Origin of the sequence: Curtobacterium sp. MCLR17_036, assembly GCF_003234445.2 — a bacterium.
Taxonomy (GTDB): Bacteria; Actinomycetota; Actinomycetes; order Actinomycetales; family Microbacteriaceae; genus Curtobacterium.
The window spans coordinates 1,739,792-1,765,997 of sequence record NZ_CP126269.1 but is presented as its reverse complement, the minus strand read 5'-3'; the positions used below and the strand labels follow the sequence as shown (position 1 = coordinate 1,765,997).

Sequence of the window (26,206 nt, the reverse complement as noted above, 5' to 3'; positions counted from 1 at the left end):
AGCCGTCGTCCCGGTCAGCGGCGAGGCGCGTCGGGGTGGTGCGCCCGCTGCCGCTCGACCTCCGGCCGGGTGGCGCCCCCGGTCACCACGGCGACCTCGCCGACGCCGACCCGCACGCCGTGCACGCGGCCGGTGCCCTTGACGACGCCCGCACGACGGTCCGGGTCGGGTTCACGGTGGTCCCCTCCCGCCGCGAGCACGACGTTCCGCAGCGAGACGGAGCCGAGCACCTGGGCACCGGCGCCGATGTCGGCCGGCGCCTCGACCACGCACCCGCCGCGCAGCCGGGCGGCTGCACCGATCGCGACGTCGACCACCGTGTCCACCGTGTCCACCGTGTCCACCGACGCGGCGGTCACCTCCGAGCGGTACGCCGTGATCGTCACGGGTCCCGGCCCGAGCTCGGCACCGCGACCGACCCGGACGTGGGCACCGTGCGCGACGACCGTGACCGGTCCGGGGCCGAGGCGGGCACCGGCCTCCACGACGATCGTCCCGCCGTCCCGGGTCTCCAGGGTCGTCGACGGGTGGAGCACCGCGCCGGGGTGGACCGTCGCACCGCTCCCGAGCAGCACGGACGCCGGGTCGAGCACGAGCACCTGCGGGGCGAGTGCGGCGACCTCCCCCACCGTGCGGAAGCCGGCGGTGCGCCGTGCCTCGTCCAGGGCCGGAGTGCTCACGGTGCCGTCGTCCATCCAGGCAGCCTCCCACGTCCTCGGCGTACGGTGAACGAATGGCTCGTGCCCCGAAGAACCAGGCGATCGTGCCGCTGCCGAACGCTCCGGTCGTCCCCACCGCTCCCGACGACGACCACCAGATCCCGGTCGCCGAGAACACCGGATGGGTCAAGTGGCTCGACCGTGTGATCAGTGTGCAGCGCCCGGTCGTGGTCGCCCACGTCAACGCCATCCGACGCCGCCGCCCGGACGCCACCCCCGCCGAGGTGATCCAGATCCTCGAGCGGCAGTACCTGGCGGCCGTCACCACCGGCGGCGCAGCGGTGGGCGCGAGTGCGGTCATCCCCGGCGTCGGGATGGCAGCGGCGTTGAGCCTGAGCGGTGCGGAGACCGTCGGGTTCCTCGAGACCACGGCACTCTTCGCCCAGTCGGTCACCGAGGTGCACGGCATCGCGCTCGACGACCCGGAGCGCGCCCGCACGCTCGTCATGGCCATGATCCTCGGCGCCCCGGGCACGCAGCTCATCAAGCAGCTCGCGGGCCAGGCGGCCGGCGGTCAGGCGCGGACGGCGTTCTGGGGCGAGATGGTCACCGCCTCGTTGCCGAAGCAGGTCGTCAGCGGCATCGGCGGCCAGGTCCGCTCGCAGTTCGTCAAGCGGTTCGCCGCTCGCCAGGGTTCGACGATCCTCGGGCGGGCGCTCCCGTTCGGCATCGGAGCGGCCGTCGGCGGGCTCGGCAACCACGCGCTCGGGCGCAAGGTGATCCAGGCCTCGCGGACGGGCTTCGGCATGCCGCCGGCGCAGTTCCCGGTCGTGCTCGAGGTCGCCGGCTCGAAGCGCGAGGCGCGGAAGGCCATCAAGGCGTCCAAGAAGTCCCGTGGTGCCCACGACGACGACCTCTGGCCGGACGACCGACCCGCCGCCTGACCGCGGCGGCGGCGTCCGGCCCCGGGCTCGGACTCGGACTCGGGCAGGGCAGCTCCGCCGCACCGACCGCGACTACGACCAGAGCCACTGCCACTGCCACAGCCAGAGCCAGAGCCGCTCGAATGGTCGGTGGTCCCTCGAGCCTACCCGAGGGCCGGCGCGGGCTGCGACGCCCCTCAGCGTGGGCCGAGCGGGCGTGCACCGGCCGGCGCGCCGGACGTGCCACTCCGGCGACGACGGCCGCCACATCGACGACGGCCGCCGCGCCGGTGTCGGCGAGCCCGCCCGTCCTAGAAGGACCGCACCGGCGTCCGGACGACCTGACCGGCGTGTGCGAACCCGCCGCCGAAGCCGAACAGCAGTGCCGGAACACCCTCTGGCAGGTCGCCGCGCGCCCACGCCTTCGACAGGCCGAGCGGCACGCTCGCGGCCGAGGTGTTCCCGGACTCGACGACGTCCCGCACGACGAACTTCGACTCGCCGCCCAGGGCCGTCACGAGCGGCTCGATGATGCGCAGGTTCGCCTGGTGGAAGGCGAAGACCTCGATGTCGTCGAGGGTGAGCCCCGCTGCCTCGACGACGGCGCGTGCGTGGCCCTCGGCCTCGGTGATGGCCCAGCGGTAGATGGAGCGGCCTTCCTGCTGGAAGTACTCCGGGTCACCGGAGACTCGGACCGCGTCCTGCAGGTGGGGCACGCTCCCCCACGAGACGGGGCCGATCTCGGGCGTCTCGGTCGCGCCGAGCACGGCGGCTCCGGCTCCGTCGCCGACGAGCACGCAGGTCGAGCGGTCGGTCCAGTCGGCGATGCCGGACAGGATCTCCGATCCGACGACCACCGCGACGTCGGCGGACCCGACGCGGATGGCCTGGTCGGCGAGGGCGAGGGCGTACTCGAAGCCGCTGCAGGCGGTGTTGATGTCGATCGGAGCGGGGCCGTTGGTCATGCCGAGCGCCGCGGCGACGCGGCCGGCGGTGTACGGCGCGCGGTCGCGGTGCGTGGTGGAGGCGACGATCACGAGGCCGACGGCGGACGGTGCGACACCGGCGTCGGCCAGTGCGTTGCGCGCGGCTTCGATCGCCATCGAGGTGACAGTGTCGTCGGGCCCGGCGATGTGCCGGGTCTCGATCCCGGTGCGGGTCCGGATCCACTCGTCGTTCGTGTCGACCATCGTGGAGAGCTCGTCGTTGGTCAGGATGCGTTCGGGCTGGTGGTGACCGAACCCGAGGATCCGGCTGCCACGGAGTGCTGGGGTGTTCACCCTCGGCACGCTACTCCCCTGCCGGACGGGCTCATGCCCGTGCAGGCATGGTCCGCGGCGCCGGGAGGTCGCGACACGGCAGCACAGCGGTGGGTCGTCATCCAGGGGGACCGTGCCGCGTCCCGGGTCCCGGGTCCCGAGTCCCGAGTCCCCAGGCAGCCTCCGAGTCGTCGTGCCGAGCCCCGAGCCCCCACGACGCGCCCCGATCCACCACGCCGCGCCCCCGAGCCGTCACGCATCGCTCGAGTCGCCGCACCGCACCGCACCCTCGGACACGGCGACCGGCACCGGGCCCGCTCGCCGGAGCCCCGACCGGTACTCCCAGGGCCTTCCTCCAGCCAGGGGTGGCGCGTAGACCGGGTGCATGGACTACACACACCTCGGACGGACAGGGCTGTCGGTCTCGCGAGCCGTGCTCGGGACGATGAACTTCGGCCCGGAGACCAGCGAGGACGACTCGCACGCCATCATGGACCGGGCCCACGAGCTCGGCGTCAACTTCTTCGACACCGCCAACGGCTACGGCGGCTCGGTGGGCAAGGGTGCCACCGAGGAGATCATCGGCCGCTGGTTCGCGAAGGGCCACGGCCGTCGCGAGAAGACCGTGCTCGCGACGAAGGCCTACGGCGAGATGATCGACTGGCCGAACGGCGGCCGGCTCTCGGCGCTGAACATCCGGCAGTCGCTCGACGCCAGCCTCCGCCGCCTGCAGACGGACCACGTCGACCTGTTCCAGATGCACCACGTCGACCGGGACACCCCGTGGGACGAGATCTGGCAGGCGATGGAGCTCGCGGTCGCGCAGGGCAAGGTGCTCTACGTCGGGTCGTCGAACTTCGCCGGGTGGCACATCGCCCAGGCGCAGGAGGCCGCGGCCCACCGCAACTTCCTCGGCCTGGTGAGCGAGCAGTCGATCTACAACCTCGTCGTCCGCGACGTCGAACGCGAGGTCCTGCCGGCCGCGCAGCACTACGGCCTCGGCGTCATCCCGTGGTCGCCGCTGCAGGGCGGGCTGCTCGGTGGCGTCATCGAGAAGACCGAGAACGGCTCGCGGCGGCTCTCCGGCCGCAGCGCCGAGTACGTCGACGCGCACCGCGACCAGCTGCAGGCGTACGAGTCGTTCGCGAAGGAGCTCGGGCACACCCCGGGCGAGCTCGCCCTGGCGTGGCTGCTGCACCAGCCGGGCGTCACCGCCCCGATCACCGGCCCCCGCACGATGGAGCAGTGGGAGTCCGCGGTCCGCGCGGTCGACATCCGCCTCGACCAGCGGGCGCTCGACCGGTTGGACGAGCTCTTCCCGGGCTACGCGACCTCGCCCGAGGACTACGCCTGGTGACCTGACCCGCCGGACCGGTGGCGGTTCGACGACCGATCACGGACGGGAGGCACGGTGTGCGTCGGACGCGCACCGTGCCTCCCGTCCGTGGTCCGGACCACGCCGACCCGCGTGGAGTGTCGGGAGTGCCCGGGCACACGACGACGGGCCCCGCGCTTCCGCGCGGGGCCCGTCGTCGTGCTGGTGTCCTAGCCGACCCGGAGGGGGCTGTCGTCCCGCTCCTCGGAGAGCACGTAGCCCTCTTCGCCGTGGACGGCGGTGTCGATGCCGGCGACCTCGTCCTCGGTGGTGACGCGGAAGCCCATCGTCTTCTCGATGACGAACCCGATGATGAAGGCGAGCACGAACGAGTACGCACCGACGGCGAGGGCCGCTGCGGCCTGCTTGCCGAGCTGCTCGAACGAGCCCGAGTAGATCAGACCGGAGTCGTTGGCGAAGAAGCCGAGGTAGAGCGTGCCGACGATGCCGCCGACCAGGTGGACGCCGACGACGTCGAGCGAGTCGTCGAAGCCCAGGCGGTACTTCCAGTCGATGGCGAAGCAGCAGATGATGCCGGCGACGAAGCCGAGCAGGATGCCCCAGCCCGGGGTCAGGTTGGCGCAGGCCGGGGTGATCGCGACGAGACCGGTGACGGCGCCCGAGGCGGCGCCGACGGACGTGGCCTTGCCGTCCTTGAGCTTCTCGATGAGCAGCCAGCCGAGGATGGCGGCGGCCGGGGCGGCGAGCGTGTTCACCCAGGCGATCGCGGCGATGCCGTCGGCGGCGCCCTCCGAGCCGGCGTTGAAGCCGAACCAGCCGAACCACAGGATCGCGGCACCGAGCAGGACGAAGGGCGGGTTGTGCGGCTTGTGCGCGCCCTTGGCGAAGCCGACGCGCTTGCCGAGGACGATCGCGAGCGCCAGGCCCGCGGCACCGGCGTTGATGTGCACCGCGGTGCCACCGGCGAAGTCGATGACGCCCCAGGTGGCGGCCCAGCCCGAGGTCAGGTTGAACACCCACGAGGCGACCGGGAAGTACACGACCGTGACCCAGACGCCGGCGAAGACCATCCACGCACCGAACTTGGCGCGGTCGGCGATGGCGCCGGAGATGAGCGCGACGGTGATGATCGCGAACGTGGCCTGGAAGCCGACGAAGGCCATCGACGGGTAGGCGGCCTGGATGTCCGAGGACTGGGCCTCCTCGAAGGCCTGGCCGAGGCCGATCTGGTTCCAGTCGATGCTGAAGAAGCCGACGACGCCCGAGACCGCCGCGCCGTCACCGTGGTTGGCGAAGGCGATCGCGTAGCCGTAGACGACCCACAGGACGCTCACGAGTGCGATCGCGCCGAACGACATCATCATCATGGAGATGACGGACTTGGCCTTCACCAAGCCGCCGTAGAAGAAGGCCAGGCCGGGTGTCATGAACAACACCAGCGCCGCCATCACCAACACGAAGGTCGTGTTGCCCTGATCAAGCATCTGTTCACCTCTCGATTGCACGAGCGGTTCTGGGACCGCCTCGGGTGTGACCGAGTCTGGCGAGGCGAGGTTTCACGAGGGAGCACGATCTGTTTCGCGGATGTAACGCGACGGGGCACTTTGTAAACGTCGTGTTTCGAGTGGCCCGATGACCCCTGGACAGGGGCCACCAGTCGGCACGGTCCGTCCGGACGGTGCCCGACAGCCGTCGTACACCGCACCCCGCCGCGGTCGTCGCGCCCCGGCTCCTCGGGGCGCGACGACCGCAGGCGGGCGCGAAGCTCGCGCCGGCCCCGGCCCGATCCCGGCCCCGTGCGCCGGCTCCGGCCCGATCCCGGCCCCGTGCGCCGGCTCCGGCGACAGGCCGGACGCCGCGCCCCGTCGCGGTCATCGCGCCCCGGCTCCTCGGGGCGCGACGACCCCAGGCGGGCGCGGAGCCCGCGCCACCCCACGCCACCCCGACCCACGCGAGCGCGGAACCCGCGCCACCCGAGCCCGGACCACCGCGCCACCCGCGCCACCAGCGCCACTCCGACCCGACCACCGACGGCCGGGAGGCTCGTGGCGGACCCGTCACGCGCCTCCCGGCCGTCAGGCGGTTCAGTCCAGGGCGCGGGTCAGCGCCACCACGCGCGATGCGGCGCGCAGGTACTTCTTCCGGTAGCCGCCCTGCAGCATCGCCTCGGGGTACACCTGGTCGAGCGGCGTGCCCGAGGCGACGATCCGCACCTGCGCGTCGTACAGCCGGTCCACCAGGGCCACCCAGCGCAGCGCGTCGGTCTGGTCCGCGAACGCTCGGACGTCGGTGAGCCCGACGGCGTCGAGGCCCTCGACCAGGGCGACGTACTTCGACGGGTGCACGGAACCGAGGTGCGCGACGACGGCTCCGAAGTCGTCGAGCGTCACCGAGCCGGACGGCAGCGCTGCCGGCACGTCGGACACGACCTGGGCCGACTCGTCGACCGCTCGGCGGCGGAAGTCGAGGCCGTCGATCCGCATCGTCTCGAAGCGGTCGGACATCGCCTGGATCTCGCGCAGGAAGTCCTGGGCGGCGAACCGGCCCTCGCCGAGTGCGCCGGGCGGCGTGTTCGACGTCGCGGCGAAGCGGGTGCCGGTCTCGGTGAGCTCCTTGATCAGGCGCGTCATCACCATCGTGTCGCCCGGGTCGTCGAGCTCGAACTCGTCGATGCAGACCAGGGCCGTGCCGCGGAGCAGCTCGACCGTGCCCTGGAAGCCGAGGGCCCCGACGAGCGCGGTGTACTCGATGAACGTGCCGAACGTCTTCCGCCCGCTGGCCGCGTGGTAGGCCGCCGCGAGCAGGTGGGTCTTGCCGACGCCGAAGCCGCCGTCCAGGTACACGCCGGACTTCGCGGCGGGTTCCGCGGCCGCCTTCCGCCGGCCGAATAGCCCTCGACGCGGGGCGTCGGCGGGGCCGGCGGCGACGAACGCGGCGACGGCGTCGCGGACGTCGGCCTGCGAGGCGTAGTCGGGGTCCGGCCGGTAGGACTCGAACGAGGCGTCCGCGAACTGCGGCGGCGGCACGAGTGCGGCGGCCATCTGCTGCGGGGTCACCTGCGGGTCACGGTCGACGAGGTGACTCGGCACCGAAGCGTGTTCAGGCAAGGACGGCCCTTCCGGGAAGCATGTCGTGGGGTGTCACGTTGCGGCTGGAGCACGGCACGTCCGCGTACCGTTGCCCACAGGCACCGACGACCGATCCTAGTCCGGTGCCGGATCACCACCTGGAGGTAGCCCACCATGACCGCACCGGTCGACCCGTCCGAGAAGTTCGCCGCCTACGCGCACCCCGAGCGGCTCGTCTCCACCGAGTGGCTGCAGGAGCAGCTCGACGCCGGCACCGGCGCACCCGACCTGGTGGTGGTCGAGTCCGACGAGGACGTCCTGCTCTACGAGACCGGGCACGTCCCCGGCGCGGTGAAGATCGACTGGCACACCGACCTCAACGACCCGGTGCAGCGCGACTACGTCGACGGCGCCGCGTTCGCCGAGCTCCTCGGCGGCAAGGGCATCGGCCGCGACACCACCGTCGTCATCTACGGTGACAAGAACAACTGGTGGGCCGCGTACGCCCTGTGGGTCTTCGCGCTGTTCGGCCACGAGGACGTCCGCCTGCTCGACGGCGGCCGCGCGAAGTGGATCGCCGAGGACCGCGCCCTGACCACCGACGAGACCCCGGTCACGCCCGTCGAGTACCCCGTCGTCGAGCGCCGTGACGAGACCGTCCGGGCCTTCAAGGAGGACGTCCTCGCCCACCTCGGCAAGCCCCTCATCGACGTCCGCAGCGCCCCGGAGTACAGCGGTGAGCGCACCACCGCGCCGGACTACCCGGAAGAGGGCGCGCTGCGCGGCGGACACGTCCCCACCGCCGTGAACATCCCCTGGGCGACCGCCGCCGCCCCGGACGGCACCTTCAAGCCGCGCGCCGAGCTCGACGCGATCTACCGCGAGGGTGCCGGCATCGGCGACGCCGACCAGGTCATCGCGTACTGCCGCATCGGCGAGCGGTCGAGCCACACGTGGTTCGTCCTGCAGCACCTGCTCGGCTACGACGACGTCCGCAACTACGACGGTTCGTGGACGGAGTGGGGCAGCGCGGTCCGCGTCCCGATCGTGCAGGGCGCCGAGCCGGGTACTGTTCCGAACCGATGAGCGACCGTACCGAGACACCCCTCCCCGCCACCCTCGCCGAGATCCGCGACGACTTCGTCGCCCTCGGCCAGAAGGACCGCCTGCAGCTCCTGCTCGAGTTCTCGGACGAGCTGCCCGCCCTGCCCGAGCGGTTGCAGGGGCACGAGGACGAACTCGAACGCGTCGAGGAGTGCCAGTCCCCCGTCTTCATCACGGTCACCGTGGGCGCGGACGGCGACGCCCCCGACGTCGTCCGCATGCACGCCACCGCGCCGCGCGAGGCGCCGACCACGCGCGGCTTCGCCTCGATCCTCGCGCAGGGACTGTCCGGTCTGACGGTGGCCGAGGTGCTCGCCGTGCCGGCGGACTACCCGCTGACGATCGGGCTCACCGAGGCGGTCAGCCCCCTGCGCATCCGCGGCATGGTCGGCATGCTCGGTCGCGTACAGCGGCAGGTGCAGGCGGCGGCCGCGTAGACCCTTTCGCGCTTCGTGAGCAGCAATGGTCGGGTGCGTGATCGCGACCCGACCATCCCTGCTCACGAAGCGCCGGACGGACCCGGGACGGACGGGAGGCACGGTGCCAGCTGGCACCGCGCCTCCCGTCCGTCGCCCGCCCGGTGCGCACGCCGTCCTCCGGGACGCCGGTCGGCTCCCGTGCCACCATGGAGTCAGCACCAGGGGGGCGAAGATGGCGGACATCGACGGGACCGTTCCGACCGGCACCTCGGTCAGCGCGGCGGACGGCCTCGAGTCGCCACGACGGCGCGCGCGTCGTCGGCCGGGAGCGGGTGGCGCATGGCCGAACTGACCGCCGACGACGTCCACCTCGCACTCGTCGGGGAGACCGTCGACCTCATCTGGGTCGACTTCAGGCTCACCCTCGCGTTCTCGAACCGGAGCATGGTCTCGTTCGAGACCCCGTTCCGCGTGGGCAGCGTGGACGGCGAGATCGTCCCGGTGGATCCCGAGGACAAGGACTCCCTGCTCCCGGCGCTCCACCTGCACACACAGACGGTCTCGGCGGCGCAGATCGACGGGAGCACGCTCCGGATCGACTTCGCGTCGGGAACGACGCTCCGAGCGCACGCTGACGACCACCACGAATCGTGGCACTACTCCGGGCCGGAGACGCCGCCGGTCCGAGCGATCGCCCTCGGCGGGGGCGAGCTGTTCATCTCGCTCCCGTCTGGGGACCGCCCCGGACGAGCCGGTTGACGTCTCCACTGGCCGAGTCTTGCGGGCGGTGCGCCACCACATCGTGAGCAGCAATGGTCGGGTGCGTGATCGCGACCCGACCGTTCCTGCTCACGAAGTGCCGGACGGACCCGGGACGGACGGGAGGCGCGGTGCCAGCTGGCGCGACACCGCTGAGCGGGGCGCGCCCGTCTTCGTCCGGTCGCGTCTACCGCGCACTGGCCGCCCCGCGACGCTCGACCACCTCGGTGAGCCACGCGAGGATCCGGGCGTCGAACCAGTCGGCGTCGTGGTTCCAGAGCTTGGTGTGCCGCGCGGTGGTCTGCACCTCGAGCCGGACCAGGTCCGGCCGGGCCGCGGCCAGGGCGTGCGAGGCGGACGACGGCACGAACCCGTCGTCGTCGCTGTGCAGCAGCAGGATCGGCACCGTGAGCTCGTCGGCGCGGGCGACCATGTCGAGCTCCCGCAGGTCGACGGGCTGCCGGAGCCCGGTCAGGCGGTGCAGCACCGGCGTGCGGAGCAGGCGTTGGGCGACCTTCCGCACCGGGCGCGGCAGGCGGAGCAGCTGACTCTGCGACTTGAGGACCGCGTGCCAGTCGACGACGGCCGACTCGAGGACGACCCCGTCGACGAGGTCGGCGAACCGCGACCGCACCAGGGTCTGCAGCACCACCGCGCCGCCCATCGACCACCCCATGAGCACGACGCTCGTCGCGTGCTGCCCGGTGAGCCAGCGGAGGACGCTGTCGATGTCCTCCCACTCGGTGCTGCCGAGCCCGTAGCGACGGTCGATGCTCGGCGGGGCGACCCCGTCGTTCCGCCACGACGCGAGCACGACGGAGTAGCCGGCGGCGCGGAACACCGGCACGGCACGGATGGTCTCGGCACGTGTGACGCCCCGGCCGTGCACGAGGACCGCCCACGGCGCCGCGGGGTCGTCGGCGCGGACGACCCAGGCCGGTGCGGGACCGTTCGGGGTGGGGACGTCGACGTCCTCGACCGGCACGTCGAGCTCACCGGGGGTCAGGTAGAACCAGCCGCCCCAGCGTCCGCGGCGCGCGGTCGTGGGGTCACCGGCGTCGATGGCGATGATGCGTCGGGTGACCGTGGTGTCGGTCGTCGCGACGACGTCGCCGACCCGCATGTGGCCGGTGCCGCCGCCGAACCACAGGCTGTAGCGGCCCTGCAGCTCGGTGTCGGGCGTGCGTTCGAGGGTGACGGTCCCCCGCACGCGGTCGACGGCGTGGATCGGGACGCGTTCGGTGCGCTTCCGGTCGGGCGTGACGACGGCTCGTGCGACCGCAGCGACGAAACCGCCGACGACGGCCGTGCCGACCAGGGCGGCGGCGACACCCGCGCCGAGGGCGACGAGTCCGGCCGAGCGGGCGGTGTCCTGGACGCCGTCACCGGCGGGTCGCGCGGATCGGGACATGCTCCGGAGCCTAGTCTGCAAGCGTGTCCGAAACCCGAGAGCCCGACGCCTTCGCGCGGCTCCGCGCGTTCGTGTCCTCCGGCAGCAGCCGCGCCGAGACCACGGTCACCGAGATCCCCTCGCCGACGCGCATCGCGCCGTTCTCGATCGCCCTGGCGGCGGACGTCTCGGGCACCGCGCACGGCGTCGAGTCGGACCTCGGCACCGGCCGGTTCATCGCCCTGCACGACCCGGAGGAACCCGAGGGCTGGCAGGGAACGTTCCGCATCGTGACGTTCGCCCAGGCACCGCTCGAACCGGAGATCGGCGTCGACGAGTTCGTCGCCGACGTCACGTGGAGCTGGCTCGTCGACGCGCTCGAGGCGCACGGTGCCGTCTACGACCACGCCTCCGGGACGGCCACCAAGATCATCTCGCGCGGGTACGGCGACCTCGCCGCCCAGGGTGACGGCGCCCAGCTGGAACTCCGCGCGTCGTGGACGCCGCGGGGCGAGGACCTCACCCCGCACGTCCGGGCGTGGCAGGACATCGTCGCCATGCTCGCCGGTCTGCCTCCCGCCTCGGACGGTGTGACCCTGTTGGCCCCGAGGAGGCTCGCCAAGTGACCGACCCGAACCGCACCCCAGACCCGGACGGATCGTCCCCGTCGTCCCCGGCGGGTTCGTCCCCGGCCGCGTCGACCCCGGCGGGATCGTCCCCGGCCGGGTCGTCCCCGGCCACGCCGGCGTTCGAGGACGCCCACGAGGCCGTCAAGGTCATCGAGTCGCGCGGGGACTACCTCGCCGCGGTCGCCGCGATCGCCGCCGGACACGGTCCCGTCGCGGTCGATGCCGAGCGGGCCAGCGGCTACCGGTACTCGCAGCGCGCGTACCTCATCCAGGTCTTCCGCCGCGGTGCCGGCGCGTTCCTGTTCGACCCGATCGCGATCGGTGACTTCTCCGACCTGCAGGCCGCCATCGTCGACGAGGAGTGGCTCTTCCACGCCGCCTCGCAGGACCTGCCGTGCCTGCAGGAGGTCGGCCTCGTCCCGACGCGCATCTTCGACACCGAACTCGGTGCCCGCATCGCCGGGTTCCCGCGCGTCGGCCTCGGAGCCGTGGTGGAGCAGCTGCTCGGCATCACGCTCGCCAAGGCGCACTCCGCCGCCGACTGGTCGACGCGGCCCCTGCCGCAGTCGTGGCTCGTGTACGCCTCGCTCGACGTCGAACTGCTCCCCGACCTGCGGGACGCCCTCGCCGAGCAGCTCGAGGTCGCCGGCAAGACGCGGATCGCCGCCGAGGAGTTCGCCGCCGTGCTCACCCGCGCGCCGAAGCCCCCGCGCGCCGAGCCGTGGCGACGACTGTCCGGCATGCACGCGCTGCGCGGAGCCAGGGCCCTGGCGATCGCCCGGTCGCTGTGGACGGCACGGGACGCCTACGCCCGCGACGCCGACGTCGCCCCCGGTCGCACGATCCCCGACGCGGCGATCGTCGCCGCGGCGGCAGCGGCCCCGGCGTCCCGCAGCGAGCTCGCCGGTCTGCGGGCGTTCACGGGCCGGGCGAGCCGCTCCGAGCTCGACCGCTGGTGGGCCGCCGTCGACGAGGGCCGCACCACCGAGGACCTGCCGAAGCTCCGCGGCACCGGCGAGGCGACGCTGCCCCCGCCCCGCGCCTGGGCCGACCGCAACCCCGCCGCCGACCGGCGGTACAAGGCCGCCCGTGCCGCGGTCACCGCTCGTGCCGAGGAGCTCGACATCCCGCTCGAGAACGTCCTCACGCCGGAGACCCTGCGTCAGGTCGCGTGGGAACCGCCGACGCCGGTCGCGACCGAGACCGTCGGGGCGGTGCTGGCGTCCCACGACGCCCGCCCGTGGCAGGTCGAGGAGACCGCGTCGATCATCGCGTCGGCGTTTGTCGCTGCCGAACAGCAGCCGGCGTCGTCGGACGACGACGCGTCGTAGGAACCGCCCAACCGGCATGCGGCCGCCCAGCCTGGGGGCATAGCGTCGGGAGCGTCGCCGGGCGAGGCCCGGCCCGGCCGGACCGACCAGCGGTCCGGCCCGATCGATGAGGATCTGGAGGCCCAGTTGCCAAAGGCATCAGACGTCGTCTTCGTGGACGGCGTACGGACACCGTTCGGACGAGCCGGCGAGAAGGGGGTGTTCTGGAAGACCCGGTCCGACGACCTCGCGGTGCACGCGATGCGCGGCCTGCTCGACCGGAACGCCCAGCTCGACGGAGCGGCGGTGGACGACGTCGCCGTCGCGGCCACCACGCAGCAGGGTGACCAGGGGCTGACGCTCGGCCGCACGGTCGGGATGCTCGCGGGACTGCCGAAGTCGGTGCCCGGGTACGCCATCGACCGCATGTGCGCGGGCGCGATGACGAGCGTCACGACGCTCGCCGGGGCCATCGCCTTCGGCGCGGCCGACGTCGCGATCGCCGGCGGTGTCGAGCACATGGGGCGCCACCCGATGGGCTTCAACGCCGACCCGAACCCCCGCTTCGTCGCGGAGCGCATGGTGTCGAGCGACGCGCTCGTGATGGGCGCCACCGCCGAACGGCTGCACGACCGCTTCCCCGCGATCACGAAGGACCGCACGGACGCCTTCGCCGTCCAGTCCCAGCAGCGCTACGCCGCCGCCTGGGCCGCCGGCAAGCTCCAGCCCGACGTCATCCCGGTCGAGGTCAACAAGGGCGACGGCTGGGACGTCGTCAGCGCCGACGAGCCGCCGCGGCCGGGCACCACCCTGGAGGCCCTGGCCGCGTTGAAGACGCCGTTCCGGCCCCACGGACGGGTCACCGCCGGCAACGCCGCCGGACTGAACGACGGCGCGACCATGAGCCTGCTCGCGTCGGAGGACGGCGCGAAGCAGCACGGCCTGCCCACGAAGATGCGCATGGTCTCGTTCGCCTTCGCCGGCGTCGAGCCCGAGGTGATGGGCGTCGGACCGGTGCCCGCCACCGACAAGGCCCTGGCGAAGGCCGGCCTTTCGATCGACGACATCGGCCTGTTCGAGATCAACGAGGCGTTCGCCGTCCAGGTGCTCGCGTTCCTCGACAACTACGGCATCGCCCAGGACTCCGCGAACGTCAACGCGTGGGGCGGCGCGATCGCCGTCGGCCACCCGCTCGCGTCGAGCGGCGTCCGCCTGATGACCCAGCTCGCCGCGCAGTTCGCCGAGCGTCCCGACGTCAAGTACGGCATCACCACGATGTGCATCGGACTCGGCCAGGGCGGCACCGTCATCTGGGAGAACCCGAACTGGTCGCGCAGCGCGGCCCGGAAGGCGGCCTGACCGTGAGCACCGTCGAGAACGACCGACTGACCGAACTGAGCGAGGACGAGGTCGTCACGCACTCGTACGTGAAGCACGTCACGATGCCGTCCGGCGGCACGCTGGCGCTCATCACGCTCGACAACGGCAAGGACCACAAGCGGCCGAACACCCTCGGCCCGCGCACCCTGCGCGAGCTCTCCGGGGTGCTCGACACCCTGAAGACCGAGGCAGCCGCCGGCACGATCCAGGGCGTCGCGATCACCGGCAAGGAGTACTGCTTCGCCGCCGGCGCCGACCTGTCGCAGGCGGCCTCGGTGCCGTCGCGGCAGGTGGCGCACGAGCTCGCGGCCCTCGGGCACGCGACGCTGCGCAAGTTCTCCGACCTCGGGGTCCCCTCCTTCGCCTTCGTGAACATGCTGGCGCTCGGCGGCGGGCTCGAGATCGCCCTGCACTGCACGTACCGGGTGTTCTCCTCGGCCGCGCAGGGCATCGGGCTGCCCGAGGTCTTCCTCGGCATCATCCCCGGCTGGGGCGGCGCGACGCTGCTCCCCCGGCTGATCGGGCCCGAGAAGGCGCTCCGCGTCATCGTGGAGAACCCGCTCAAGAACAATCGCCTGCTCGACGGTCCTGCTGCGGTCGAGCTCGGCATCGGTGACGCGCTCATCCCGTCGGTCACGTTCCTGCCCTCGGCCGTGGCCTGGGCCGACGGCGTCATCACCGGCGCGACCAAGGTCGTGCGGAAGAACGAGCCGGGCATGCTCGAGAAGGCCGCCTGGGGCACGGTCGTCAAGGTCGCGCGGAACCAGGTCGCGTCGAAGATCGGCACGGTCCCGAAGTCGCCGTTCCGGGCGCTCGACCTCGTCGCTGCCGCGAAATCGGGTTCCCTCGACGAGCGCTTCGCGGACGAGGACGACGCCCTCGCCGACCTCATCTCCGGCGACCAGTTCGCCGCGTCGATGTACGCGTTCGACCTCGTGCAGAAGCGCGCGAAGAAGCCCGTCGGGGCTCCGGAGGGCGTCGAGCCGAAGAAGATCACGAAGGTCGGCGTCCTCGGCGCCGGGCTCATGGCGTCCCAGTTCGCGCTGCTGTTCGCCCGCCGTCTGGGCGTCCCCGTCGTCATCACCGACGTCGACCAGTCCCGCGTCGACGCCGGGGTCGAGCGGATCCGCGGCGAGGTCGCGAAACTGCTCGACAAGGGTCGGATCTCCCCTGACGACGCGAACCGCATCACCGCACTCGTCAGCGGCTCGGTGTCGTACGACGCCTTCGCCGACGCCGACTGGGTGATCGAGGCCGTCTTCGAGGAGATGTCCGTCAAGCAGGACGTGCTCCGTCGCGTCGAGGCGGTCATCGCGCCGGACGCGATCCTCGCGACGAACACGTCGTCGCTGTCGGTGTCCGAGATGGGTTCGGTGCTCGCCGACCCGTCGCGCCTGGTGGGCTTCCACTTCTTCAACCCGGTCGCGGTCATGCCGCTCCTCGAGGTCGTCCGCACCGCGGCGACCTCGGACGAGACCCTCGTCACGGCCCTCGCCGTGGCGAAGACGCTGAAGAAGACCGCGATCATCACCGCGGACCAGCCGGGCTTCGTCGTCAACCGGGTGCTCGCACGCGTCCTCGGTGAGGCGATGCGCGGCGTCGAGCAGGGCACCTCGTTCGACACGGTGGCGCAGGGCGCCGCACCGCTCGGCCTGCCGATGTCGCCGTTCGAGCTGCTCGAACTCGTCGGGCTGCCGGTCGGCGCGCACGTGCTCGACTCGCACCACGCGGCCTGGCCGGAGCGCTTCTACCCCGGCGACGGGCTGGGGAAGATCGCCGAGCACGGGACGATCCTGACCCGCGACAAGAAGGGCAACGCGACCGGGTACGACCCCGCCGCCGTGAAGCTGGTCGCGCCGTCCAAGAAGGACGCGTCCCCGGTCGACGCCGCCGAGATGCAGCGACGCTTCGAGGACGCCCTGGCCGACGAGGTGCACCGCATGCTCGAGGACGGTGTGGTGCAGCACGTCGAGGAGATCGACCTCGGTCTCATCCTCGGCGCCGGCTACCCGTTCCAGGCCGGTGGCATCAGCCCGTACCTCGACCGTTCCGGCGCGTCCGAGCGGGTCTTCGGCGGGACGTTCCACCAGCCGCCGATCGTCGGCCCGACCTCCCGCTAGCCGGCGCCAGTGTCGCGCCCCGAGGCGGGCGTCGCGCCCCGACTCTTCGGGGCGCGATGCCCGCTCGCGGGCGCGACGCGTGGCTGCGGCCGCGAAGCGCGCCCGCGCTCGAGCGCGCGAGCGCTCAGGTCGCGCCCCGAGGCGCGCATCGCGCCCCGACTCTTCGGGGCGCGATGCCCGCTCGCGGGTGCGACGCGTGGCTGCGGCCGCGAAGCGCGGCACAACCACCCGCGACGACCGCCCGCGCGGCGCAGCCGCCAGCGCGACTCAGCGGTCGGACGCCGCCGACTCGCGGGAGCGCGCGGGCTTCGCCTGCGGCAGCTTCGTGCCGACGACCTGGTCGATGACGTCGCGGGCGATCGCCTGCGCCGTGAGCCCCACGTCGGCGAGGATCTCGGAGCGTGTCGCGTGGTCGATGAACTCCTCCGGCAGACCGAGCTCGTTCACCCCGGTGTCGACGCCGGCGGCCCGCAGGTCCTGCCGCAGGCGCGTGCCGACGCCGCCGACCCGCACGCCGTCCTCCATCGTGATGACGAGACGGTGCGTCCGGGACAGCTCGATGAGCGACGCCGGGATCGGCACCACCCAGCGCGGGTCCACCACGGTGACGCCGATGCCCTGCGCCTCGAGCAGCGCGGCGGCCTCGAGGGCGGTGGGGACCATCGACCCGACGGCGACGAACAGCACGTCGGGTGAGCCCTCGGGCGCGTCGCGGAGCACGTCCACCCCGTCGGACAGCCGTCGGAGCGCGGGGATGTCCGGTCCGACCTGGCCCTTCGGGAAGCGCACCACCGTCGGGGCGTCGTCGACCGCGACGGCCTCGCGGAACTCCTCGCGCAGGGTCGCGGCATCGCGGGGTGCGGCGATGCGGATGCCCGGCACCACCTGGAGCAGTGCGAGGTCCCACATGCCGTGGTGCGACGGGCCGTCCGGGCCGGTGATGCCGGCACGGTCGAGCACGAACGTCACGCCCGCCTTGTGCAGGGCGACGTCCATGAGCACCTGGTCGAACGCCCGGTTGAGGAACGTCGCGTAGAGCGCCACGACCGGGTGGAGTCCCCCGTAGGCCAGGCCCGCCGCGGTCGTGACGGCGTGCTGCTCGGCGATGCCGACGTCGTAGACGCGGTCGGGGTGCTGCTCCTGGAACAGGTGCAGCCCGGTCGGCCGGAGCATCGCGGCGGTGATGGCGACGATTCGCGGATCCGCCGATCCGGCGTCGGCCAGCGACGACGCGAACACCGAGGTCCACGACGGTCCGGAGGTCGTGTCGAGCGACTCCCCGGTCTCCGGGTCGATGTGGCCGACGGCGTGGAACTGGTCGGCTTGGTCGCGCAGGGCAGGCTCGAAGCCGTGGCCCTTCTCCGTGATCGCGTGCACGATCGTCGGGGCGCCGTAGGCCTTGGCCTGCCGGAGCGCGGCCTCCATCGCGCGCTGGTCGTGCCCGTTCACCGGACCGATGTACTTGATGTCGAGGTTCGAGTAGAGCGCCTCGTTGTTCGTGAAGCGTGACAGGAACCCGTGCAGGCCGCCCCGCATGCCCCGGTACACCGCGCGCCCCGGCGCACCGAACCGGTCGGCCACCGCCCGCGAGGTCTCGTACAGCGCCCGGTACTCGCGCCGCGTCCGCATCGAGCTGAGGAACCGCGCCATGCCGCCGATCGTCGGCGCGTACGAGCGACCGTTGTCGTTCACGACGATGACGAGTCGACGGTCGTTGTCGTCGGAGATGTTGTTGAGCGCCTCCCACGTCATCCCGCCGGTCAGCGCGCCGTCCCCGACGACCGCGACGACGGTGCGGTCGGTCTGCCCCGTCTGCCCGAAGGCGCGGGAGATGCCGTCCGCCCACGACAGCGACGACGACGCGTGCGAGGACTCGACGATGTCGTGCTCGGACTCGCTCCGCTGCGGGTACCCGGCGATGCCGCCCCGCTCGCGCAGCTTCGAGAAGTCCTGGCGCCCGGTGACGAGCTTGTGCACGTACGACTGGTGCCCGGTGTCGAAGACGAACGGATCGCTCGGCGAGTCGAATACGCGGTGCATCGCCAGCGTCAGCTCGACGACGCCGAGGTTCGGCCCCAGGTGCCCACCGGTCTTCGCGACCTCGGCGACCAGGAAGCGTCGGATCTCGGCGGCGAGGTCGGTCATCTGCGCGTCGGACAGACGCTTCAGTTCGCGCGGCGACGTGATGCTGCTGAGCAGGCTCACGGGCGCTCCTTTCGTGGGGCTGTCGGCCCACTCTATTCTCGGGGACCGACAACGGACGGGAGGCCCGTGGCGGTGTCGCCACGGGCCTCCCGTCCGTCCTGTGGTCGCGTCAGCGGCCCGTGCGCCGTCGGTCAGACGAGCGAGCGGAGCACGTACTGCAGGATGCCGCCGTTGCGGTAGTAGTCGGCCTCACCGGGGGTGTCGATGCGGACGACCGCGTCGAACTCGATCGGCTGCTTGCCGGCCGGCGAGTGCTCGCTCGGCGTCGCGGTGACGTGCACCGTCTTCGGGGTGCGGCCCTCGTTCAGCTCGGTCAGCCCGGAGATCGAGACGACCTCGGTGCCGTCGAGCCCGAGGGACTCGACCGTTTCGCCCGCCGGGAACTGCAGCGGGACGACGCCCATGCCGATGAGGTTCGAGCGGTGGATCCGCTCGAAGCTCTCGGTGATGACCGCACGGACGCCGAGCAGGTTCGTGCCCTTGGCCGCCCAGTCGCGCGACGAGCCGGAGCCGTACTCCTTGCCACCGAAGATGACGAGCGGGATGCCCTGCTCCTGGTAGTGCTGCGAGGCGTCGTAGATGAAGGACTGGGCACCGTCGGGCGTCGTGAAGTCACGGGTGTAGCCGCCCTCCACGCCAGCGCCGTCGTTCGCGGACGCGAGCAGCTGGTTGCGCAGACGGATGTTCGCGAACGTGCCGCGGATCATGACCTCGTGGTTGCCGCGACGCGAGCCGTAGGAGTTGAAGTCCTTGCGGTCGACGCCGTGCTCGGCGAGGTACTGGCCGGCGGGGCTGTCGGCCTTGATCGAACCGGCCGGCGAGATGTGGTCGGTCGTGACCGAGTCGCCGAGCTTCGCGAGCACCCGGGCACCGGAGATGTCCGACACCGCGTCGGGCTGCATCGTCATGCCCTCGAAGTACGGGGGCTTCCGGACGTAGGTCGACTCCTGGTCCCACTCGAAGGTGTCACCGGTCGGGGTCGGCAGGTTCTTCCAGCGGTCGTCGCCCTCGAACACGGAGCCGTACTCGTGCGTGAACATCTCGGTGTCGATGGAGGTGTCGATGACCTGCTGCACCTCGGCCGCGTCGGGCCAGATGTCGGTGAGGTAGACGTCATTGCCGTCCTGGTCGGTGCCGAGGGCGTCCTTGTCGAAGTCGAAGTGCATCGACCCGGCCAGGGCGTACGCGATGACCAGCGGCGGGGACGCCAGGTAGTTCATCTTCACGTCGGGGTTGATCCGGCCCTCGAAGTTGCGGTTGCCCGAGAGCACCGCGGTGACGGCGAGGTCGTTGTCCTGCACGGCCTGCGAGATCTCTTCCGGCAGCGGGCCCGAGTTGCCGATGCAGGTGGTGCAGCCGTAGCCGACCGTGTAGAAGCCGAGCTGCTCGAGGTAGGTCGTGAGGCCGGCCTTCTCGTAGTAGTCGGTGACGACCTTCGACCCGGGCGCGAGGGTGGTCTTCACCCAGGGCTTCGCGGTGAGGCCCTTCTTCGCGGCGTTCCGGGCCAGGATGCCGGCGGCCATCATGACCGACGGGTTCGACGTGTTCGTGCACGACGTGATCGCGGCGATCGCGACGGCGCCGTGGTCGATCGTGAACGGCGCACCGTCGGCGATCGCGACCGAGGTCGGCTTCGAGACGGTGCCGGGCGCGCTCGAGGCGTGCACGGGGACCTCTGAACCGGGGGCGTCCTGCTGGTCGTCCACGGCGTGCTCGTCGCCGGGGGCCGCTGCCACCGGGTCGGACGCCGGGAAGGTGTCGGCAACGGCCTTGTCCTGCTCGCTGTGGTCGATGCTCGCGTAGTTGGCGAGGTCGACCTCGAACTGGTCCTTGGCCTGCGAGAGCTCGATGCGGTCCTGCGGGCGCTTCGGGCCGGAGATCGACGGCACGACCGTGGACAGGTCGAGCTCCATGTACTCGGAGTAGTTCGGCTCCACCGAGGCGTCGTGCCACAGGCCCTGGGTCTTCGAGTAGGCCTCGACCAGGGCGATCTGCGCCTCGTCGCGACCGGTCAGACGCAGGTAGTCGAGCGTGACGTCGTCGACCGGGAAGATCGCGGCGGTCGATCCGAACTCCGGCGACATGTTGCCGATGGTGGCGCGGTTCGCGAGCGGGACGGCGCTGACGCCCTCGCCGTAGAACTCGACGAACTTGCCGACGACGCCGTGCTTGCGGAGCTCCTGCGTGATGGTGAGCACCACGTCGGTCGCGGTCACACCGGCCGGGATCTCGCCGGAGAGCTTGAAGCCGACGACCTTCGGGATGAGCATCGACACGGGCTGGCCGAGCATCGCGGCCTCGGCCTCGATGCCGCCCACACCCCAGCCGAGCACGCCGAGGCCGTTCACCATCGTGGTGTGCGAGTCGGTGCCGACGAGCGTGTCCGGGTAGGCGTACGTCTCGCCGTCGAACTGGCGCGTGTACGTGACCTTGGCCAGGTACTCGATGTTGACCTGGTGGACGATGCCGGTGCCCGGCGGGACGACCTTGAAGTCCTCGAACGCGGTCTGGCCCCAGCGGAGGAACTGGTAGCGCTCACCGTTGCGCTCGTACTCGAGGTCGGTGTTGCGCTGCAGGGCGTCCTCGCGACCGAACAGGTCGGCGATGACGGAGTGGTCGATGACCATCTCGGCCGGCGACAGCGGGTTGATCTTGTTCGGGTCGCCGCCGATCTCCGCCATCGCCTCGCGCATGGTGGCGAGGTCGACGATGCACGGGACGCCGGTGAAGTCCTGCATGACCACACGGGCCGGGGAGAACTGGATCTCGGTGTCCGGCTCGGCGTCGGGCTGCCACGAGCCCAGGGCGCGGATCTGCGCCTCGGTGACGTTCTTGCCGTCCTCGGTGCGGAGCAGGTTCTCGAGCAGCACCTTCAGGCTGTACGGCAGCTTCTCGTGACCGGGAACCGTGTCGATCCGGTGGATCGCGTAGTCGACACCCCCAACCGACAGTGTGTCCTTCGAGCCGAAGCTATTGACTGCAGCCACCGTGCCGCCTCCCTACTGATCGGTTTGCCCTCATCTTCGCGGGCCGTGGACCGTCCCACCAGCAAGGCAAACCTAATCCCGTGGCCGCCGGAGCGCCCGCGGGAACTGTCTCGATGTCGAGACAACTCTACACCGCGGCGGTGTCGTCCTCGCGTCGGAACACGGTGCGGACGAGCAGCCAGGTGACCCAGAGCACCGCCGCGTAGAGCGGGACGCCGGTGATGAGCTTGATGCCCGCCAGCAGCTCGACCTGGGCGGTCACGTAGAGGGGGATCTCGATGAGCAGCCGGACCGCGAAGAGGCCGACCCAGATCCAGGTGGCGACGGTCAGCACGCGGCGCTTCGCCGGATCGGCGCGCCAGTCCTGGTGCGAGCCGTCCGCGTCGGGCGGCAGCAGGAACCCGACGATCAGCCCGATGAGCGGACGTCGGATCGCCAGCGTCACGAGCAGCCCGACGAGCCACACGGCGTTGATGACGATCCCCGGGATGAAGTTGCTCTCGGCCTTGCCCGTGACGAGCGCGAGACCGGCCGAGATCGCCACGCCGAGGATGCCGGCGAGCGACATCGCGAGGGACTGCCGCTGCAGCAGCCGGAGCACGACGAACACCGCTCCGATCACGACCGGGATCACGACGCTCGGCACGAGCTCCTTCGTGATCGCGTAGACGACCAGGAAGGCGAGACCGGGCAGGACGGACTCGGCGAGACCGCGCACGCCGCCCACCGCGGTGAGCAGGGCACGGCCGGACGGCGCCTCGCCGGGGGCGACCTGGCCGATGCCGGCGTTCCGCACCGCGTCGCGGAGCTGCGCGTTCAGCGACAGCGGCTCGGCGCGCTCCGACGCGAGGGGGTCGTCGGTGACCCCGTCGGGTCGCGGGGAGTCGTCGTGGTCCGGCACCGGGCCTCCTGGCAGATCGTGTCGCGGTCGACGCGGTGACGCGTCAGATCGCGGTCTGGGTCGACTTCGGCATGTGCAGCGGGATGAGGTCGCGCGGCGGCATCGGCGTCGTGCCGCGCACGACGACGACGCTGCGGAACAGCTCCTCGATCTCGGATGCGTCGTCGGGCTGCTCGGCCGCCTTGCCGGCGATCACGCCGCGCAGGAACCAGCGGGGGCCGTCGACGCCGACGAAGCGCGCCGGGCGCATGCCCGCGACCCCGCCCTCGGCCGCGACCGGGACCGAGGCACGGAGCTCCGGGCCGAACGGCCCGTCGACCTCGGTCACGGTGCCGCCCTGCTGTTCGATCTGGTCGGCGATCTGCGCGCGGATCTCGTGCCACAGGCCGGTCGACCGCGGGGCGGCGAACGGCTGCACCTGCAGGGTCGACTCGTCGAAGTCCAGGCCCACCGCGACGACGCGCTGCGAGCCCTCCTCGACCTCGAGGCGCAGGTGCAGGCCCTCGCGCGGCAGCACCTTCACGCCGCCGAGGTCCACGTACGGACGGACCAGGTTCGCCTCGGTCTCGTCGTGCGGGCCGTTCTCGGCACGGTCGCCGGGAGCGGACTTGTCCGTGGGGGCGACCTCGTCGACCTCGTCGAGGTCTGCGTCGGCATCGATCGCGATGTCGACCTCGGGCGTGGTGTCCGCCACCTCGACGTCGTCGACGACGGCTTCCGCCACCCCGACCTCGTCACGCTTGCGTCGGCCGAACTTCATGCGCGCGTTCCTTCCTGAACGTCTCCGGCGGTGCCGCTGGCGGCACCGCTCCGGTCACCGTAGCCCGATGAGCCGAAGCCGCCCTGGCCGCGGACGCTGTCGGGCAGCTCGTCCACCCGCGTGTAGGTCACCCGGGGCACCGGCATCACGATCACCTGTGCGATCCGGTCGCCGACCTGCACCGCGTACGACTCGGTCTGGTCCGTGTTGAGCAGCGCCACCTTGACCTCGCCGCGGTAGCCGGCGTCGACGGTCCCCGGCGCGTTCACGATCGTGATGCCGTGCTTCGCCGCGAGACCGCTGCGCGGGACGACGAACGCCGCGTACCCGTCGGGCAGCGCGATCCGCAGGCCCGTGCCGACCAGGCGTCGCTCGCCCGGCTGCAGCACGAAGGCCTCGGTCGAGACGAGGTCGGCACCGGCGTCGCCGGGGTGTGCGTGGCCGGGGGCGTTCTCCCCGGTCCAGAGGACGTCGACTGGTTCGGTCACGTGACGAGGGTAGTGCAGAGCGTGACCGGACCGTGACCTCGGCCGAGTCGTGGTCGAATGGACCCGTGACCCTGTACCGCGAACGACTCTGGGCGCCCCCGGCGCTCTACCTGGCGACGGCCCTCGTCATCCCGGCGTCCCTGCTCGTCTTCCTGCCCATCAGCGTCCTGGCCGGCGTACTCGTGGCCATCGGCATGTACCTCGGCGTGCTCGTCCTGCTCTGGGTCCTCGCCCCCGTCGTCGAGGTCACCGACACCGAGTTCCGCGCGGGTCGGGCTCGACTCCCCCGGGCCCTCGTCGGATCGGTCGAGGCCTACGAGGGCGCCGAGGCCACCGCGCAGCGCGGGCCGCGGCTCGACGCCCGGGCGTGGACGCTGTTCCGCGGGTACGTGCGCGACGTCGTGAAGGTCGAGGTCCGCGACGACGCCGACCCCACGCCGTACTGGCTCGTCAGCGTGCGGCAGCCGGCCAAGGTCGTCGAGGCGCTGCGGTCCTGACGGGCGGTTCCGCGCGGGTGCAGTTCCGCGCGTGGGTGGCTGTTCCGCGCGTGGGTGGCTGTTCCGCGCGTGGGTGGCTGTTCCGCGCGTGGGTGGCTGTTCCGCGCGTCGGTGGCTGTTCCGCGCAGCAGTCCCGCGCGTCGGAGGACGAATCGCGCGTAGGAGGCCGGAAGAAAGGGCTCCCTACGCGCGATTCGCCTCACCACGCGCGATCCGACCCAACGCGCGACCCGACCCAACGCGCGACCCGACCCACAACGCGCAGAACAGCTCACCACGCGCGCAACAGCACAGCACGCGCGGAACCGCGGGGACGGCGAAGGCCCGCTGCTCCGGGGAACAGCGGGCCTTCGGTGATCGGTGCGTCGAGAGCGCTGCGACAGTGCTTGCTACAGCGCTGCGCATTCCGCGCAGACCGGTCCGAGCTTCGACTCGTGGTCGAGCTGGGAGCGGTGCTTCACGAGGAAGCACTCGACGCAGGTGAACTCATCGACCTGCGGGGGCAGCACCACGACGTCGAGGTCGACGTCGCTGAGGTCCTGCCCGGCGAGTTCGAAGCTGCCGGGGTTGTCCGAATCATCGTCGACGACCCCCGACATCTTGTCGGGAACGCGCTCCTTGAGGGCCTCGATCGACTCCGAGTCGGAGTTGTCGTCGGTCTTCCGGGGGGCGTCGTAATCGGTGGCCATGCCCATCCATTTCTCGTATCGAGAGGTCGTCGCCGGGTGATCGGCGGCGACAGTTTGCACCACGTCCCGCCGGAGCGCAAACCGAGTGCTCGTGCGGGTCGTCGTGGCCCTGCAACCCGCGGTCGGCGCCGGACATTCCCGGAGTCCGACGACGTCCGTCGTGCAGTACGCGGCACGCCCGTGCGCCTCCCACGGAACGCCGCGCGGTGACTGCATACTCACGGGGTACGAGGCACGACCGTACGTGATGCTCGGAAGGCGGAACCATGCAAGACGTGAGAGTCATCGGAGTCGAGTCCGGCGCACTCCTGCTGGCGACCGACGGCGGCACCGAGTTCCGGTTGCCCGTCACGTCGTCGCTGCCGGGGCAGGTCCGCCAGGCGAACCCGGAGGCGGGATCGCAGAAGCGCGTCTCCCCGAAGGACGTCCAGGCGCGCATCCGCGGCGGTGCCGACGCCGCGGACGTCGCCGCCGCGCTCGACGTGGACGTCGAGTACGTCCGTCGCTTCGAGGGCCCGGTGCTGGCCGAGCGTGCTTTCATCCTCGACGCCTCGCACCGCGTCCCGGTGACCCCGGTCGACGACCAGGCCCCCGACACCTTCGGCGAGGCGATCACCGCCAAGCTCGAGGCCGGCGAGGCCACCGCGATCACCTGGGGCTCCTGGAAGCACCCGGAGAGCGGCTGGCAGGTGCGCGTGCGCTACACGGCGGCCGAGGTCGAGCACGACGCGCAGTGGCGCTTCGACCCGAAGACGTCGACCCTGGTGCCGGACAACGGCGACGCCCACCGGTTGTCGCACACCGAGGACGAGGGCATCGCCCCGCGTCTGCGTGCCGTCGAGTACGAGCAGCAGGACGACGACGGCACCCGCTTCGACTCGGGCGCCTTCCGCGTCGACGAGCCCGACGAGGCCCCTGCCGAGCCCGAGCCCGTGGACCGCGCGCCCCTGCGTGCGCCGCTGCCCCGCATCGGCCAGGCCGTGGTGGACGAGCGTGCGCCCGGCAACGAGACCGCCGACCTGCTCGAGGCCCTGCGTCGCCGACGCGGTGAGCGCGAGGCCGCCTCCTTCACGGACCAGCGAGACGAGCCCCGCGGCACGTCGATCAGCGTCGTGGACATCCCGCTGCAGGGCTTCGAGGACGACGACGCACGCGGGACGGCACCGCAGCCGACCGAGGACCGTCCGACCTCCGCCCCCGAGGCCGAGGGACGTCAGGAGCGTCGCAAGCGCAACCGTCGGTCGATGCCGAGCTGGGACGAGATCGTCTTCGGCACCCGTCCGGACGACGACCCCGCCTGACCCGGGCCGTCCCGCGGCGGTC

22 protein-coding genes are annotated in these 26,206 nt (G+C 72.0%); 11 read left to right on the top strand and 11 right to left on the bottom strand.

Annotated features, from left to right (window positions below; genetic code table 11):
• Positions 1-14: 14 nt before the first annotated feature.
• Complete coding sequence (locus tag DEI99_RS08315; protein ID WP_111041797.1) at positions 15-695, bottom strand: hypothetical protein; 681 nt, start codon at positions 693-695, stop codon at positions 15-17.
• Positions 696-733: 38 nt separating this feature from the next.
• Between DEI99_RS08315 and DEI99_RS08310 the strand changes: the two genes are divergently transcribed.
• Positions 734-1,603 carry a hypothetical protein gene (locus DEI99_RS08310; protein WP_181434437.1) on the top strand — a complete coding sequence of 290 codons (870 nt, stop codon included), beginning with the start codon at positions 734-736 and terminating at the stop codon, positions 1,601-1,603.
• 290 nt (positions 1,604-1,893) lie between these two features.
• Here DEI99_RS08310 and DEI99_RS08305 read toward each other — a convergent pair whose 3' ends face one another.
• Positions 1,894-2,862 carry a beta-ketoacyl-ACP synthase III gene (locus DEI99_RS08305; RefSeq protein WP_111041796.1) on the bottom strand — a complete coding sequence of 323 codons (969 nt, stop codon included), beginning with the start codon at positions 2,860-2,862 and terminating at the stop codon, positions 1,894-1,896.
• A gap of 364 nt (positions 2,863-3,226) precedes the next feature.
• Here DEI99_RS08305 and DEI99_RS08300 point away from each other — a divergent pair, with 364 nt between their 5' ends.
• Positions 3,227-4,198, top strand: coding sequence for an aldo/keto reductase (locus tag DEI99_RS08300; protein ID WP_111041795.1), 972 nt, complete (start codon positions 3,227-3,229; stop codon positions 4,196-4,198).
• 188 nt (positions 4,199-4,386) lie between these two features.
• Here the strand turns inward: DEI99_RS08300 and DEI99_RS08295 are convergent, their stop codons facing one another.
• Positions 4,387-5,661: an ammonium transporter gene (locus DEI99_RS08295; protein WP_111041794.1), complete on the bottom strand. Its 1,275-nt coding sequence runs from the start codon at positions 5,659-5,661 to the stop codon at positions 4,387-4,389.
• Between the two features lie 600 nt (positions 5,662-6,261).
• Positions 6,262-7,218: a cell division protein ZapE gene (gene zapE, locus DEI99_RS08290; protein WP_258369403.1), complete on the bottom strand. Its 957-nt coding sequence runs from the start codon at positions 7,216-7,218 to the stop codon at positions 6,262-6,264.
• Positions 7,219-7,419: 201 nt separating this feature from the next.
• Here zapE and DEI99_RS08285 point away from each other — a divergent pair, with 201 nt between their 5' ends.
• The 3 genes from DEI99_RS08285 (at position 7,420) to DEI99_RS08275 (ending at position 9,527) form a co-directional block, all read left to right on the top strand.
• Entirely contained in the window at positions 7,420-8,331 is a 912-nt protein-coding gene (locus DEI99_RS08285) for a sulfurtransferase (protein WP_111041792.1), read from the top strand.
• A complete protein-coding gene (locus DEI99_RS08280) occupies positions 8,328-8,786 on the top strand; it encodes a SufE family protein (protein ID WP_111041791.1) in 459 nt (152 codons plus the stop codon). Before DEI99_RS08285 ends, DEI99_RS08280 begins: the two co-directional genes overlap by 4 nt.
• A 321-nt stretch (positions 8,787-9,107) precedes the next feature.
• Entirely contained in the window at positions 9,108-9,527 is a 420-nt protein-coding gene (locus tag DEI99_RS08275; RefSeq protein ID WP_111041790.1) for a DUF6188 family protein, read from the top strand.
• Positions 9,528-9,714: 187 nt separating this feature from the next.
• Here the strand turns inward: DEI99_RS08275 and DEI99_RS08270 are convergent, their stop codons facing one another.
• Positions 9,715-10,938: an alpha/beta hydrolase family protein gene (locus DEI99_RS08270; protein ID WP_111041789.1), complete on the bottom strand. Its 1,224-nt coding sequence runs from the start codon at positions 10,936-10,938 to the stop codon at positions 9,715-9,717.
• Positions 10,939-10,961: 23 nt separating this feature from the next.
• Between DEI99_RS08270 and DEI99_RS08265 the strand changes: the two genes are divergently transcribed.
• The 4 genes from DEI99_RS08265 (at position 10,962) to DEI99_RS08250 (ending at position 16,356) form a co-directional block, all read left to right on the top strand.
• Positions 10,962-11,543 carry a DUF3000 domain-containing protein gene (locus DEI99_RS08265; protein WP_111041788.1) on the top strand — a complete coding sequence of 194 codons (582 nt, stop codon included), beginning with the start codon at positions 10,962-10,964 and terminating at the stop codon, positions 11,541-11,543.
• A 152-nt stretch (positions 11,544-11,695) separates the two neighbouring features.
• Positions 11,696-12,877 (top strand): HRDC domain-containing protein, encoded by a 1,182-nt coding sequence (locus DEI99_RS08260; protein ID WP_111041807.1) that lies wholly within the window; start codon positions 11,696-11,698, stop codon positions 12,875-12,877.
• A gap of 126 nt (positions 12,878-13,003) precedes the next feature.
• Positions 13,004-14,215, top strand: coding sequence for a thiolase family protein (locus DEI99_RS08255; protein WP_111041787.1), 1,212 nt, complete (start codon positions 13,004-13,006; stop codon positions 14,213-14,215).
• A 2-nt stretch (positions 14,216-14,217) separates the two neighbouring features.
• Positions 14,218-16,356 carry a 3-hydroxyacyl-CoA dehydrogenase NAD-binding domain-containing protein gene (locus DEI99_RS08250; protein WP_502867018.1) on the top strand — a complete coding sequence of 713 codons (2,139 nt, stop codon included), beginning with the start codon at positions 14,218-14,220 and terminating at the stop codon, positions 16,354-16,356.
• Positions 16,357-16,623: 267 nt separating this feature from the next.
• Here DEI99_RS08250 and dxs read toward each other — a convergent pair whose 3' ends face one another.
• The 5 genes from dxs to dut form a co-directional block, all read right to left on the bottom strand.
• Positions 16,624-18,561, bottom strand: a complete 1,938-nt coding sequence (gene dxs, locus DEI99_RS08245; protein ID WP_111041786.1) for a 1-deoxy-D-xylulose-5-phosphate synthase — start codon at positions 18,559-18,561, stop codon at positions 16,624-16,626.
• A gap of 131 nt (positions 18,562-18,692) precedes the next feature.
• The gene (locus tag DEI99_RS08240) at positions 18,693-21,548 is read right to left on the bottom strand and encodes an aconitate hydratase (RefSeq protein WP_111041785.1); all 2,856 of its coding nucleotides are present in this window, start codon (positions 21,546-21,548) and stop codon (positions 18,693-18,695) included.
• A 127-nt stretch (positions 21,549-21,675) separates the two neighbouring features.
• A complete protein-coding gene (locus DEI99_RS08235; RefSeq protein ID WP_111041784.1) occupies positions 21,676-22,449 on the bottom strand; it encodes a DUF3159 domain-containing protein in 774 nt (257 codons plus the stop codon).
• 43 nt (positions 22,450-22,492) lie between these two features.
• The gene (locus DEI99_RS08230; RefSeq protein WP_258369399.1) at positions 22,493-23,209 is read right to left on the bottom strand and encodes a DUF3710 domain-containing protein; all 717 of its coding nucleotides are present in this window, start codon (positions 23,207-23,209) and stop codon (positions 22,493-22,495) included.
• On the bottom strand, positions 23,206-23,697 hold the full coding sequence (gene dut, locus DEI99_RS08225; RefSeq protein WP_111041783.1) for a dUTP diphosphatase: 492 nt from the start codon (positions 23,695-23,697) through the stop codon (positions 23,206-23,208). The genes DEI99_RS08230 and dut overlap by 4 nt, the downstream gene beginning before the upstream one ends.
• A 65-nt stretch (positions 23,698-23,762) precedes the next feature.
• On the opposite strand from dut, the gene DEI99_RS08220 reads away from it, so the two are divergent.
• The gene (locus DEI99_RS08220) at positions 23,763-24,194 is read left to right on the top strand and encodes a DUF3093 domain-containing protein (RefSeq protein ID WP_111041782.1); all 432 of its coding nucleotides are present in this window, start codon (positions 23,763-23,765) and stop codon (positions 24,192-24,194) included.
• A gap of 389 nt (positions 24,195-24,583) precedes the next feature.
• On the opposite strand, the gene DEI99_RS08215 is transcribed toward DEI99_RS08220, so the two are convergent.
• Entirely contained in the window at positions 24,584-24,883 is a 300-nt protein-coding gene (locus tag DEI99_RS08215) for a DUF4193 domain-containing protein (RefSeq protein ID WP_031263038.1), read from the bottom strand.
• Positions 24,884-25,158: 275 nt separating this feature from the next.
• Here DEI99_RS08215 and sepH point away from each other — a divergent pair, with 275 nt between their 5' ends.
• Positions 25,159-26,184, top strand: a complete 1,026-nt coding sequence (gene sepH / locus DEI99_RS08210; protein WP_181434435.1) for a septation protein SepH — start codon at positions 25,159-25,161, stop codon at positions 26,182-26,184.
• Positions 26,185-26,206 lie beyond the last annotated feature (22 nt).

Coding starts and splice junctions, on each gene's coding strand:
- DEI99_RS08315 (WP_111041797.1), bottom strand. CDS start 695: ATGGACGACGGCACCGTGAGCACTCCGGCCCTGGACGAGGCACGGCGC.
- DEI99_RS08310 (WP_181434437.1), top strand. CDS start 734: ATGGCTCGTGCCCCGAAGAACCAGGCGATCGTGCCGCTGCCGAACGCT.
- zapE (WP_258369403.1), bottom strand. CDS start 7,218: ATGGCCGCCGCACTCGTGCCGCCGCCGCAGTTCGCGGACGCCTCGTTC.
- DEI99_RS08270 (WP_111041789.1), bottom strand. CDS start 10,938: ATGTCCCGATCCGCGCGACCCGCCGGTGACGGCGTCCAGGACACCGCC.
- DEI99_RS08280 (WP_111041791.1), top strand. CDS start 8,328: ATGAGCGACCGTACCGAGACACCCCTCCCCGCCACCCTCGCCGAGATC.
- DEI99_RS08215 (WP_031263038.1), bottom strand. CDS start 24,883: ATGGCCACCGATTACGACGCCCCCCGGAAGACCGACGACAACTCCGAC.
- DEI99_RS08285 (WP_111041792.1), top strand. CDS start 7,420: ATGACCGCACCGGTCGACCCGTCCGAGAAGTTCGCCGCCTACGCGCAC.
- DEI99_RS08295 (WP_111041794.1), bottom strand. CDS start 5,661: ATGCTTGATCAGGGCAACACGACCTTCGTGTTGGTGATGGCGGCGCTG.
- DEI99_RS08300 (WP_111041795.1), top strand. CDS start 3,227: ATGGACTACACACACCTCGGACGGACAGGGCTGTCGGTCTCGCGAGCC.
- DEI99_RS08275 (WP_111041790.1), top strand. CDS start 9,108: ATGGCCGAACTGACCGCCGACGACGTCCACCTCGCACTCGTCGGGGAG.
- DEI99_RS08230 (WP_258369399.1), bottom strand. CDS start 23,209: ATGAAGTTCGGCCGACGCAAGCGTGACGAGGTCGGGGTGGCGGAAGCC.